General features: G+C 45.0%; 9 protein-coding genes. All 9 read left to right on the top strand.

The window, feature by feature from the left end; genetic code table 11:
- The first annotated feature begins 327 nt into the window (after window positions 1-327).
- The 9 genes from DOT_RS02385 (at window position 328) to DOT_RS02345 (ending at window position 13,464) form a co-directional block, all read left to right on the top strand.
- A complete protein-coding gene (locus DOT_RS02385) occupies window positions 328-1,254 on the top strand; it encodes a DMT family transporter (RefSeq protein WP_009613670.1) in 927 nt (308 codons plus the stop codon).
- 94 nt (window positions 1,255-1,348) lie between these two features.
- Window positions 1,349-1,909: a UbiX family flavin prenyltransferase gene (locus tag DOT_RS02380; RefSeq protein ID WP_009613668.1), complete on the top strand. Its 561-nt coding sequence runs from the start codon at window positions 1,349-1,351 to the stop codon at window positions 1,907-1,909.
- Between the two features lie 12 nt (window positions 1,910-1,921).
- The gene (locus DOT_RS02375) at window positions 1,922-2,218 is read left to right on the top strand and encodes a DUF1294 domain-containing protein (RefSeq protein WP_009613666.1); all 297 of its coding nucleotides are present in this window, start codon (window positions 1,922-1,924) and stop codon (window positions 2,216-2,218) included.
- A gap of 407 nt (window positions 2,219-2,625) precedes the next feature.
- Window positions 2,626-4,395 (top strand): sigma 54-interacting transcriptional regulator, encoded by a 1,770-nt coding sequence (locus DOT_RS02370; RefSeq protein WP_009613664.1) that lies wholly within the window; start codon window positions 2,626-2,628, stop codon window positions 4,393-4,395.
- Window positions 4,396-4,746: 351 nt separating this feature from the next.
- Window positions 4,747-7,110 (top strand): xanthine dehydrogenase molybdenum-binding subunit XdhA, encoded by a 2,364-nt coding sequence (gene xdhA / locus DOT_RS02365; protein ID WP_009613661.1) that lies wholly within the window; start codon window positions 4,747-4,749, stop codon window positions 7,108-7,110.
- A gap of 15 nt (window positions 7,111-7,125) precedes the next feature.
- Window positions 7,126-8,007: a xanthine dehydrogenase FAD-binding subunit XdhB gene (xdhB, locus tag DOT_RS02360; protein WP_009613659.1), complete on the top strand. Its 882-nt coding sequence runs from the start codon at window positions 7,126-7,128 to the stop codon at window positions 8,005-8,007.
- Window positions 7,991-8,524 (top strand): xanthine dehydrogenase subunit XdhC, encoded by a 534-nt coding sequence (xdhC, locus tag DOT_RS02355; RefSeq protein ID WP_083823909.1) that lies wholly within the window; start codon window positions 7,991-7,993, stop codon window positions 8,522-8,524. The genes xdhB and xdhC overlap by 17 nt, the downstream gene beginning before the upstream one ends.
- A gap of 5 nt (window positions 8,525-8,529) precedes the next feature.
- Complete coding sequence (ygfK, locus tag DOT_RS02350) at window positions 8,530-11,592, top strand: putative selenate reductase subunit YgfK (protein WP_009613655.1); 3,063 nt, start codon at window positions 8,530-8,532, stop codon at window positions 11,590-11,592.
- A gap of 522 nt (window positions 11,593-12,114) precedes the next feature.
- Window positions 12,115-13,464: a nucleobase:cation symporter-2 family protein gene (locus DOT_RS02345; RefSeq protein WP_040411010.1), complete on the top strand. Its 1,350-nt coding sequence runs from the start codon at window positions 12,115-12,117 to the stop codon at window positions 13,462-13,464.
- The last annotated feature ends 163 nt before the right edge of the window (window positions 13,465-13,627 follow it).

Raw genomic sequence — 13,627 nt, 5'->3', positions numbered from 1 at the left:
TCTAGCGCGTCTGCCAGTTCCGCCACGACCGCGTAACATTCATTATTATAAGAGAAGATAGACATCTTGTCAACAATAAAATTCACTTTTCGCTAATTTTATAGATCTTCATAGATCTTTAATTAATCCCTTTTTATCCCCTTCAATTTAGCACATCTTTAATAAGCTACTGGTCGGAGGATTCTGAAGATAACAATGTCTTTGCTATTTTAGGATCTGTTTTTCTATGATACAATTATTTAGTTATATAAAGTAAAACATGGTAGGCCCCTGCATTAGACCATGCGAGGGGTTTTTCGTATGGTTGAAAGAGAAAGGGGGTAGCTTATGACTACTGAGAGAGATTTCCCAGAGTGGGTGCTCTGGTGTGTCGTTTTGGTGTGGGGAGCTAATTACGTTGTTGGCAAATGGGGAATGGCGGGTTTTGACCCGTTGACTTTTACGGTCATTCGCTTTGTGGGAGCCACTCCAATACTTTTTCTTTTATTGTATGCGTTGGAAAAAAACCTGCGTATTCAGCTCAAGGATTGTTATGAATTGGCGTTGATCGGGCTTGTAGGCGTTACTATTTATCAGACCTTGTTCATGGCGGCAGTTAAATATGCTACTGCTACCAATGCGTCGCTAATGCTTGCCGTTTCGCCGGTTTTCGCTGCTATTTTTGCCTGGATAGCAGGACAAGAACGATTAGGCTCCCGGGGACGGCGAGGAAGCGCTTTGTCTTTATTAGGGGTTGTCTTTGTCTTGCTTTTTGGAACGAACAAATTGGCTGTGGGTTGGGACGTGCTGCGCGGAGATCTTATTGGTCTCTTGGCCTCGAGTGTGTGGGGTTTTTATCCGGTACTCGCCAAACGCATGTTACGCAAATACTCGGCGCTTAAAACGATTACATATTCTTCGTTATTTGGTACGATATTTCTCCTGATGGTCGGATCCAGAGGAGTGCAAACGTTGTCCTGGTCAAATATACCCCTCTCGGCATGGGGTTCTATGGGTTTTTCAATTGTTCTTGTGACGGCTTTTGGGCTTGTCGTGTGGTACCATGCCATCAGCCGCGTAGGTGCGAATCGCATTATGGCTTATATGTATGCGGTTCCGGCCGTTGCGGTAGTCACAGCAGCCATTATTCTAAGGGAACAGGTTCATTTGATGCAAGCTGTCGGTGCTGTTGTAATCTTTTGGGGTATTAGTTTGATTCGCAAAGATAAGAACCTCGTTTCGGCAAATAAGGATCTTGCAGAGATTGCTAAGTAGACTTGATCAGCCAAACATGTTTAGGACAGTGGAGGCTGATATATATAAGATATTGCATTGCACTATGAAATGGAATTTCTACAGGAGGTGTCTTGTGACAAAACGTCTGATTATTGGCCTAACAGGGGCAAGCGGCTCGATTTATGCTCTCACCTTGATTAACGTTCTCGCTGCGATGGAGTGGGAGGTTGAGTTAGTTATGTCTCCAACTGGAGAAAAAGTTCTTGCTTTTGAAACGGGGTTCGAACGGGCAGCTTTTCCGGCAAATGTACATATTCATGAAAATACGAACCTTTTTTCCTCGCTGGCTAGTGGTTCTTATCGTACTGAGGGGATGGCGGTAATCCCTTGTTCGATGAATACTCTGGGGTTGATGGCAACGGGCACAGGAGATCAACTTTTGGCACGTGCGGCACAGGTATCGCTGAAAGAACGCCGGCCGCTTGTTGTTGTTCCTCGTGAGATGCCGTACAATATTATTCATCTCGAGAACATGTTAAGGCTGGCCCGGGCAGGCGCGACGATTATGCCTGCTTCGCCGGGGTTTTACCATCAGCCCAAAGAAATGCAGGATTTAATTGATCATGTGGCCGGAAAGGTATTGGATCAGTTTGGGATTGAACATACGCTTTATCGACGCTGGAGTGGATTATAGGAGGAGAATGGGTTGTCTAGTCTGAAGGTTTTCTTGGTTGTTTACGTCATTTGGAACAGTTATGTATTTATTGCCATGGGGAGAGATAAACGTAGGGCTAGATTGCACCGCTGGAGGATTCCGGAAGCAAGCTTGCTTTTCATGGGAGCGGCTTTAGGAGGGATCGGGCTTTATTCAGGAATGAAGGTTTTCCATCATAAGACCGCCCACTCGAAGTTCGTGGTCGGTGCCCCGCTCCTGATTTTACTAAACTTCTTACTAATCGGCTTTTTCTATTATGCTGGGCATTATAGGTTGAATCTCTTTTGAGTTCAAGGAAATTCGTTGTTTCGAAAATAGAGTAATGGGTTGGAGTCCATGGTTGCTAGGATTTCAACCCATTACTTTATTGTACAGTAAGAAAGTATAAACTTACGTTATATACTGCAAGAAGGGCTAATACGTGCGAAGACAGTGTCTGCAAGAAGGGTTAATTCGTGCGAAGACAGTGTCTTCGTGTGGGTGCTAGCCAAGTTTTCTTTACACGAGCCGTAAAATATAGCTTCTTTACAAACCTTTTGGTTATTATGTCCATTAAAGGATATTATGAGCTACTTAGCGAATAGCTTTTTAGAAAGATTATCAAAAGATTATCGTGAGTTCGAATGTCAAGAAGAAGGGCATTAACATAGGGATAGGTTTTATGGGAGACAATAGTTCTTATGGGGGTAAATTGAATGGTTGAACTCATGGTTGTTAAAGATTATGCACAACAAATTGCTGAAGCGATTGCAACCGTTGTAAAAATAGATATAGAGATAGCGGATCATAATCTGATGCGTATTGCCGGAACTGGTAAATATCACAAAGGGGTCGGCCAATCTATGGACCGGCAGGGGTATGTGTATCAGGAAGTTTTGCGGACGGGACATCAGTTTGTGATAGAAACACCGGGGCATCATCCCCTCTGTACGCCTTGTAAAGCACGGGGGAATTGTACGGAGAAATATGAAGTCGTTTCCCCGATCAATGTGGACGGTAAAGCGGTGGGAGCCATCGGACTTATTTGTTTTACAGAAGCCCAAGCTAAACTAATTATCGAAAATCAGCACTCCTATCTCACGTTCTTAACGAAAATGGCTGAAACCATTGCCTTAAAACTTAAGGAGCAGGAGTTTTTAGCAGGTCTTGTTTCAGCTAATCACTATCTGAACTCTATTATTGACTGCTTGGATGAAGGGCTGCTCACTGCGGATCTGGAGGGAAATATCCTCCACTTCAATCAGGTTGCCCAACGTTTGTTTAGTGCCAATTTACTCACGCCGCGGAGAAATCTGCATTCCTTATTCCCTTCGCAAATTGTTGCGGATATCCTTAACGTGACGGAAAATGAGGATGAAGTCGTCGAACGTGAGGTCCATGTTGAAACCAAGAAAAATCGGGTGCAAATGGTCTTGCGAGCTTTACCTATTCACGGCGAAGATGGTATGAAGAGTATTGCTGTGATTCTGCGGCCGTTTGATGAGATTAGTCGAATCGTCAATCGTCTGACCATTCGAGATGTCGGTCATACGATTGAGGATTTTTTGGGAAACAGTGAAGCGATGTGCCAAATCCGTGAGCGAGCAAAAGTCGTTGCTGCAAGCAAATCGACCGTTTTGATTCGAGGGGAAAGCGGGACAGGTAAGGAGATGTTGGCTCGATCGATACATAATCTCAGTCCCCGGCAAAAAGGGGTTTTCATGGCTATTAACTGTACAGCTATTCCCGAGTCGTTGCTGGAAAGTGAATTATTCGGGTATGAAGATGGTGCATTTACCGGTGCGCGCAAAGGAGGTAAAATCGGAAAGATTGAACTGGCCAATAGAGGGACACTTTTCCTCGATGAAATTGGAGATATGCCGTTGTTTTTACAGGCCAAAATTCTGAGGGTGCTCCAAGAACGCCAAATCGAACGCATTGGGGGGATAACCCCGACTTCAGTCGATGTCCGAGTGATTGCAGCAACGCATCGTAACCTGGAGCAAATGATGGCGAAGGGCGAATTTCGAGAAGATCTGTATTATCGGATCAACGTCATTCCCATGTATATTAAACCTTTACGTGACCGAAAAGAAGATTTGGCTCCTTTATGTGAGAATTTTATCCAGATCTATAACCAACAGCTCAATAAAGATGTCCGCTTTTTATCAGACGGATTCCTGCAAAGGTTGCGCGAATATCCTTGGCCGGGCAATGTCCGTGAACTTCAGAATGTTATTGAATACGCTATGAACTTAACGGAAGATTCAACCTTAACAGAGGAACAACTCTCTCCCAGACTGAGACAGATCGAGTTATCGGATGAGTTGGAGGGATTTAATCTTGAAACCATTGAGCGAGAGACCATTCTTCGTTGTGTCCAGACAGCCGAAGACAGTGTGCGTGGGAAAGAAAAAGTGGCCAAGGCTTTAGGAATTGGAGTGGCAACTCTTTATCGAAAACTGGCGCGCTATAACATTCGGTAATTATTGTAAAACGATATTTTCTGGGCATACTGTGCTGAAGACGAGGCTTCAGGTTTTAATAAGCTTATCATATTGATAAGCTTATTATCTTTTTGATAACCAGGTGTTTTTCTTTAAAAATGTCGATATAGTAAGGAGAGATCTTATCGGTTTGATAAACCTGGTCCCTTAACCCTAACAAAAGTCGGTAATTTAGTCTCATTGAGACATTGTTTTTGCTGGCATGAATTTTGCAACAGTAAATAAATATTAGGTTATGTACGTGTCGTGGAGTAGGAAAATTGCTTTGTCCAGTTTTGGTGCTGCTCTGCAGTATTGATATTCGATAAATGTTGGGACGGAGGGAAATAAATGGCTTATACAGTTGTAGGGAAAAGTGTCCGAAGAGTGGATGCTGTGGCTAAGGTAACAGGTAAAGCTAAGTATACGGATGACTTTTATGAGCGAGACATGTTAGTTGGAAAGATTCTGCATAGCCCCTATGCTCATGCGATCATTAAATCGATTGATGTGAGTAAAGCTAAGGCCTTGCCCGGTGTGGAAGCCGTGTTAACTTATAAAGACCTGCCGCGAATTAACTATGCTACTTCATTGCCGGGAATGATCGGAGATGTTCTGGATGATGCAGAGGATGAAGAAGAGCGGATTAAATTCGGTACGGCAGGACACCCTTATTCACTGGACCCTAGTCATAGGGATGTAGAAGATCGCCATATTTTAGCGAAGAAGGCTCGATTTGTAGGAGATGCTATTGCGGCGGTCGTGGCGACGGATGAGCTTATTGCCGCAAAGGCCTTGAAATTAATTGAGGTTGAATATGAGGTGCTAGAGGCACTAACGAGCACGGAGGCGGCACTTAAAGAAGGCGCCCCGTTGATTCACGAAGGACGCGCGAGTAACGTTTTAGCTTCCGGTGGGTTTGCGATCGGAGATATAGAAGAAGCCTTTAAAGAATCGGATCATATCTTTGAAGGGGAGTACGAAACAAGCATCGTCCAGCATTGCCATATGGAGAATCAAACCTCTTATGCTTATCAAGATATGGACGGCCGAATCGTGATCGTCACCTCGACCCAGATTCCTCAGATCGTGCGCCGAGTTGTTGCCCAAGCATTGGGAATTCCCTGGGGTCGGGTGCGCGTGATCAAACCCTATGTTGGCGGTGGGTTTGGCAACAAGCAAGATGTTGCTATTGAACCCTTAAACGCGGCGATGACCTTAGCGGTGGGCGGGAGACCGGTAAAAATAGAACTCTCGCGGGAAGAGAGTATGACGGATACCCGTACTCGTCACGCTTTTAAATTTAAAATTAAAACTGGCATCAATCAAGATGGTAAACTCATCGGAGTTCATATTACGGCGATTTCTAATACGGGGGCCTATGCCTCGCACGGTCATTCCATAGCGGGCAGTGCTGGGGGGAAATTCCGCTATCTCTATCCGACTAAGGCCTTGAAGTATGACCCCATAACGGTTTACACGAACTTACCGGTCGCTGGGGCGATGCGCGGGTACGGGTGCCCTCAGATATTTTATGCCTTTGAATCCCATCTGGAGGATATTGCTAAACGGCTGAATATTGATCCCATCGAGATTCGGCGCAAGAACTTTGTGGAAGTCGGGTATGTGGATCCGGTGAGTAAAAATAAGGTCACGAGCTGTAGCATCCGTGAGTGTATTGATAAGGGCAAGGCCTTAATCAAGTGGGATGAGAAAAAGGCTTTATATAAAGAACAGAGCGGGCACAAGCTCAGGGGTTTGGGCATGGCTTGTTTTAGTTACGCCTCAGGAACTTACCCGGTTGCCTTAGAGCTGGCCGGTGCTCGGATTGTCCTAAATCAAGATGGTTCGGTCCAACTGCAGATTGGGGCCACGGATACCGGGCAGGGCAGTGATACAGTCTTTGGTCAGATGGTAGCTGAAGTGTTGGGACTTCCCATGGATATGGTGCATGTTCTCTCTACTCAAGACACAGACATTTCCCCGTTTGATACAGGTTGTTACGCCTCAAGGCAAACCTATGTTTCCGGAATGGCAGTTGAAAAGGCAGCGCTTGAAGTTAAGGAGAAGATCCTTGGCTTCGCAGCGAGTATGACAGATATCCCGGTGAACAGAATTGATCTCGTGGATCAAAAAATTGTCTTTAAGCATTCCGGGGAAAGTGTCCTGACCTTGGAACAAGTCGCCATGCAGTCCTACTACGATCTCCTGCGGGCTAAACCGATTACGAGCGATATATCCAATAATGCTCGTATTAATGCTATCCCCTTTGGGGTAACCTTTGCTGAGGTCGAAGTCGATATTAAGACCGGCAAGATCGAAGTCTTGGAAATTTACAATGTGCATGATTCCGGGACGATTGTCAATCCAAAAATGGCTGAGGGGCAAGTCCAGGGTGGGGTGAGCATGGGAATTGGTTATGCGCTGTCTGAGCAGTTGCTTTTTGATGAAGTGACGGGTAAAGCGCTGAATAACAACTTGCTGGACTATAAACTTCCCACCATTATGGATACACCGGACATTGGTGTGGCCTTCGTGGAAAATCACGAGCCTACCGGGCCCTTTGGCGTTAAATCTCTGGGTGAACCTCCAACTATTACCCCAGCTCCTGCGATTCGTAACGCCGTCTTAGATGCGACGGGTGTCTCCTTTAATCGGTTGCCGATGAATCCGCAGCGGGTATTCGAAGGTTTCAAAGAAGCTGGTTTAATCTAGGAAGGCGGTGATCAGATGTACGATATTATTGGTTATTGTGAAGCGGAAACCGTTAGTGAAGCAACGGCGCTTCTTGCCCAAAACCCAAATCTAAGACTCATTGCGGGTGGGACAGATGTACTCATCAAAATGCATGGTGGCCAGATTGAAGCTGTGGAGCTCCTTAGTTTGCGCAAGATAAAATCCCTCGCCGAGATTCGGAAGGCTGAGGACGGAACCGTTGTCATTGGCGCGATGGCTACCTTTACAAAGGTTTTTAACGATCCAATCCTGCGGGAAGTAATCCCTATTTTAACGGAGGCGGCAATTTCCATGGGAGGGCCTCAAATTAGAAATATTGCCACAATTGGTGGAAATGTCTGTAATGGAGCGACCTCTGCAGACAGTGCCTCCTCGTTGTTTGCACTCAATGCCCAATTGAAATTAGTGAGTCAGCAAAGCGAGCGCCTTGTTCCAATTCGCGAGTTTTACCTGGGGCCGGGCCGAGTGGCTCTGAAACCGGGCGAAATTCTTACGGAAATTCACATTTCCCCGGCCGATTACCAAGGGTTTGGCGGTCAGTACATTAAATTTGCGATGCGTGAAGCGATGGATATTGCCACGTTGGCTGTCTCGGTCGTTTGCAAATTGCATGGAAAAACCTTCGAGGAGGTTAGAATTGGACTTGGGGTAGCAGGGCCAACGCCTCTGAGGTGTCTGGAAGCGGAGGTTTATGCCCCAGGAAAAGACGTTTCAGTGGAAAGTGTGGCAGAGATTGGAAAGTTGGCGGTTAACTCGGCTAAAGCTCGCACCTCTTGGCGAGCCTCGAAAGACTATCGGGAGCATCTTGTGGAAGAACTTGTGCAAAGAGCTTTGAAAACAGCCATTGTTAACGCAGGGGGTGAGCAACTTGTTTAAAAGAATTGCGTTTTCTGTCAATGGTAAAGCCTTTAATTTTGAAGTCGATATCCGTGAATCGTTGCTGGAGATGTTGAGAAATCGGTTAGGGTATACTGGAACTAAAAAGGGCTGTGGGGTTGGAGAATGTGGAGCATGTAGTGTGCTCATTGACGGTGTTCCTTTTGATTCCTGCATTTATCTGGCGGTCTGGGCCGACGGTAAGGAGATTACGACGATTGAAGGTGTGGCCTCAAAAAGTGGGGAGCTCTCTGAGGTCCAAAAAGCCTTTGTTGATGAAGGGGCTGTGCAGTGTGGTTTTTGTACTCCTGGGCTTGTCTTAACAACTACGGCCCTGGCGGGGAGTGGCAAAGAGTATACTCAGGATGAGCTTAAACGAGAACTTTCGGGGCATCTCTGTCGCTGTACAGGGTATCAGAGCATCTTAAAGGCAGCTGAAAAATCGTTAGAAGGGCATATTTGCACTTGTGTGGATAGCCCTCATTACAAACAACAACATGAAAGAAATGAGGGATAATAATAATGATGAGTGACAAGATGATCCCAATCCCCTTTAAGAAATTAGTTAATTGGATGTTCGAGGAATATAAGCGAACTCGAACTATTTTCGGGATATCCGAAGGGAAGTTTTTCCAAAAAACGAACGACCAAGCCATTCAGCTCTTTGGAGAAACTATGGAGACGCCAGTCGGTCCCGCAGCAGGTCCCCATACTCAGCTGGCCCAAAATATTATCGCGTCTTATCTAAGCGGCAGTCGTTTCTTTGAACTGAAATCGGTTCAAATTATGGATGAGCTAGAAATTCCGAAGCCCTGTATTCTGGCAGAGGATGAATGTTATAACACGGAATGGTCTACGGAGCTTCCAATTATGGGTGCTTTTAATGAGTACGTGAAAGCATGGTTTGCCCTGCACGTTCTCCAGAAAGAACTATTTAACCAAAGTGATCGACGATTTATGTTCAACATGAGTGTGGGGTATGACCTGAAGGGGATTCAATCGCCTAAAGTTGATCAATTCATTGAAGGGCTTAAAGATGCCTCGGGGACAGCAGTTTTTCAGGAGTGTCTTACCTCTTTACTCCAAAATGTCGACCAATTTGAGAAAATCGACCGAGCTTATGTGGAGCAGATTTCGCCAAATATCTGTTCGTCGATCACCCTATCGACCATGCATGGTTGTCCGCCGGCGGAAATCGAAGCAATTATCAAATACTTAATCAGCGAAAAGAAACTGCACACGTTTGTGAAGATGAATCCGACGCTGTTGGGTTATGAGTATGTCAGGAATACCTTTGATAAAATGGGTTACCGTTATATTCAGCTTAAAGAAGAATCTTTTACTCATGACCTCCAGTTTAGTGACGGCATTGAGATGTTAAAACGTCTCAAAGTTTTCGCTCTGGAGAAGCAAAAAGACTTTGGGGTCAAGATGTCTAACACCTTGCCCGTCAAGATTGGACGATCTGAGTTGCCGGGCGAGGAGATGTATATGTCCGGTCGGTCGCTTTATCCCTTGACGATTAATCTAGCCTATAAGCTGGCTGCTCAGTTCAATGGGGATCTCAAGATTTCCTATTCGGGTGGAGCGGATGCGTTTAATATTGGACGAATTTTTGAGACGGGAATCCAGCCAATTACTGTGGCTACAACGTTGCTTAAGCCTGGTGCCTATATGCGCTTTAAACAACTGGCCGATCTTTTAAGTCCTTTAATGGCTAATCAGCAGTCTGGTAAACTTAATATGGAAAAACTAAAAGCTCTGGCCGAGAGTGCGTTTGATGATGCTAATCATCTCAAAGAAAAGAGAGATGTCGTCAATCGCAAAACAGAGCTTAAACTGCCTTTGCTCGATTGTTTCCTTGCGCCTTGTACCGTCGGGTGTCCCATTGAGCAGGATGTTCCGGAGTATCTTCGCTTAGTTGGCGAAGGGCGATATGAAGAAGCATACGAGGTCATTGTGTCTAAAAACCCATTCCCCTTCATTACAGGAACTATTTGTACTCATAACTGCATGACGAAGTGTACTCGTCTAGATTATGATGAGTCAGTGCATATCCGGGGGCAGAAATTGGTGGCTGCAGAAAAAGGTTATGAGGGATATATGCAGAAAATTTCTGCGCTCGAGCCTAAGTCGTCAGCTAAAGTAGCCGTAATTGGAGCTGGTCCGTCGGGACTTGCTGCTGCCTACTTCCTGGCCAAAGGAGGTATGGAGGTCACTGTTTTTGATAAACGGGCGAAAGCTGGCGGTACGGTCGAATATGTAATTCCAGACTTTAGGATCTCGAAAGAAGCAATTAGTAAGGACATTAAGCTTATCGAGAAAATGGGCGTCAAGTTTGAATTCGGGATTGATCCGAATGTATCCGTCGCGGCATACAAAGCGAAAGGATTTCAGTATGTTTATCTAGCGATTGGTGCGGGCAAGACGAATGTTCTGGAGTTAAAAGGGGAAACTAAGCGAGTTATGGGAGCGATTCCCTTCTTAGAGGCCTTTAAGGCCAACCCAGATGCCTTACAACTTGGGAAGAACGTGGCTGTGGTTGGAGGCGGCAATTCGGCTATGGATGCTGCTCGTGCGGCACTACGAGTCAAAGGCGTTGAGAACGTCTATATCGTCTATCGCCGGACGAAAGATTACATGCCGGCAGACCATGAAGAATTACTTTATGCCGTCAAAGATGGGGTTATCTTCAAGGAACTGCTTGCCCCGATTTCGCTGACGGAGGGTGTCTTGAAATGCCAGGCCATGGAGCTGGGCCAACCGGATGCGTCTGGACGCAGAAGTCCTGTGACCAAAGAGGGTGTGTTTGAAAAGTTACCGATCGATACCGTTTTGTCGGCGATTGGAGAGCTGATTGATTATGACCTCTTGAAGAACAATGGAATCGAAGTAAGCGATAAAGGAGTAATCCGCGTCAATGAAGAAACGCTGGAAACCAGTGTGGAAAATGTCTTTATCGGTGGAGATGCTCTCGTTGGACCCTGGACAGTGGTCGGAGCTGCCAAACATGGCATGAAAGTAGCCAAAGCTATTTTGGAAAAAGAGCAGTTTGAGTTTAAACAAGAAGCTGCGTCACGGGTCACCTTTAATCAGGAAACTCAGTTATTAGAAATTGCTCAAAAGAAAGCAGTTCTGAAGCCAGTCAGCGATCAGGAACAGGAATCAAGCAGGTGCTTAGAGTGTAATAAAGTGTGTAATATCTGTACAGAGGTCTGCCCAAATCGGGCCAATGTGATGATTCCGGTTAATGGTCAAGGTTTAACTAATTTGAATCAGATCCTGCACGTCGATGGGATGTGTAATGTCTGTGGAAACTGTGCGACCTTCTGCCCGTATTCCAGTGAGCCTTACAAGGCTAAATTTACTCTTTTCTGGACTGAGAAAGATTTCCAAGACAGTCCTAATAGTGGTTTTTATTTCTTAGGTGACGGCACGGAAGGAGAATTTATGCTTCGCCTAGATGAGCAGATCGTCAAAGTGAAATTTGACGAATTCGGTAAAACAAATGTGCCGGTTGATGATAAGATTGCGGCCTTTATATGGACCGTCTATAAAGACTATGCTTATCTGTATAAAGTTTGAAATTTACATGATCGTTTGAATGGGTGACGTTCTTTAACCTCTCTAAATTTCCCTCGTTATTGTTATCGAATAATGGGCAAATATTATTACTTCGATAATTATTGGTTGGAAATTTAGAGAGGATTTTTGATTAATGAGCTTTAAATACTGAAGTAGTTGTATGGTCTTATCATTATGATAACGCGGTTATCTAAATGATAAGAAAATTAAAAGAAGTCTATTGTACAATATTTCTTAAATGCTGTAGGGTGCCGTTGGAATTCCTCAATGCTATTTATCGTATTGAGAAATAGAGGCGAGAGATGTTTTGGGAAGAGTCCTGCAATTCAGCATTCTTAGTCATTTTGTCGATTTGGCACGAATATTGCTATTGAAAGTGATATAGAGGCGAAGAGAAATTCCTCATGAAAGTTTAACGCCTTGAATTTATTGCAGGACCTCTTTTGAGGACGATGATTAATAAGGGGGTGGTCCAAGCCTCAGTTTGATCTTACCGTAGTGATAATAAGGAGGAAAGTAATAATGGCTAATACAAAAAACGCTGTTGCACCTGTTGATGAGATGCTGCCTGCCGGGAAACTTTTTCTTTATGGATTACAACACGTCTTGGCAATGTATGCTGGAGCAGTTGCTGTACCTTTAATTATTGCAGGAGCTGCCGGTTTAACCCAAGCACAGACCGCTTATTTAATTAATGCTGATTTGTTTACCTGTGGTATAGCTACCCTCCTTCAAACCTTAGGGATCTGGAAGATTGGGATTAAAATTCCGGTTATCCAAGGGGTCACCTTTGCTGCTGTAACTCCTATGATTCTCATGGCCCAAAGTGGCGGCATGGATTTGATCTTCGGGTCAGTCATGGTTGCGGGTTTATTTACGTTTCTTTTAGCACCGTTTTTTAGTAAGATGATTCGTTTTTTTCCGCCTATTGTTACGGGGAGTATCATTACAATCATCGGGGTTTCTCTCCTGCCCGTTGGTGTGAACTGGGCGGCAGGCGGTGTGGGAAACAAACAATATGGCTCGTTAACATTTATAGCCGTTGCTGTTATTGTGCTTTTAACCATACTGATGGTCAATAAATTTTTCAAAGGTTTTATTGCTCACATCGGCGTCTTGATCGGTTTAATTGTCGGACTCATTATTGCCATACCCCTAGGCATTGTTAACTTTTCGGGTGTTGCCTCAGCGCCTTGGTTAGGCATTGATATGCCTTTTCATTTCGGGTATCCTACGTTTGACCTCGGCGCCATTATCTCCATGATTCTAGTTATGTTGGTTGTTATGGTTGAGTCGACTGGAGACTTCCTGGCCATCGGTGAGATGGTTGATAAAAAGATCGGCGAAAAAGAACTTACGGCAGGTTTAAGAGCGGATGGCATAGCGACCACGCTCGGTGGTATCTTTAATGCGTTCCCTTACACAGCGTTTGCTCAAAACGTTGGTCTGATAGGGTTAACGGGTGTAAAGAGTCGTTTCGTTGTCGCAGTTTCGGGCGCAATTTTGGTTGTCATGGGCTTATTCCCTAAGCTAGCTACCATTATTGCCTCCTTGCCTAATGCGGTGCTCGGTGGTGCTGGAATTGCTATGTTCGGAATTGTGGCTGCCAGCGGGATTAAGACTCTCGCTAAAGTCGATTACGAGAAAAACGTTAACAACATTTTCATTGTGGCTATCAGTATCGGAATCGGCCTAATTCCTGTGGTAGCGCCAGATTTCTTTAAATTGTTTCCAAATTGGAGTCAGACCATCTTGCATAGTGGGATAACCCTAGGTTCAATCACTGCTATTCTGCTCAATGCTTTCTTTAATGGCGGCAAAGGTGCGGGAGACTTGGACGATCTTAAAGATAGTGCCGGTATACAAGGGTAATTAGCTTGGGTGGGAAAGAGACTCCTTTTCCACCCTTTCCTGGCACTTATCAGAAAGTATAACTTCGTTACATACTGCAAGAAGGCTAATACGTGCGAAGACAGTGTCTTCGTGTGTGTGGGCGCCAGCCAAGTTTTCTTTATTTTAAAATCCTGATGTCGAA

Origin of the sequence: Desulfosporosinus sp. OT (assembly GCF_000224515.1) — a bacterium.
GTDB lineage: Bacteria > Bacillota > Desulfitobacteriia > Desulfitobacteriales > Desulfitobacteriaceae > Desulfosporosinus.
Note: the sequence above shows the minus strand (reverse complement) of the source record. Positions and strands in the feature narration are given on the sequence as shown.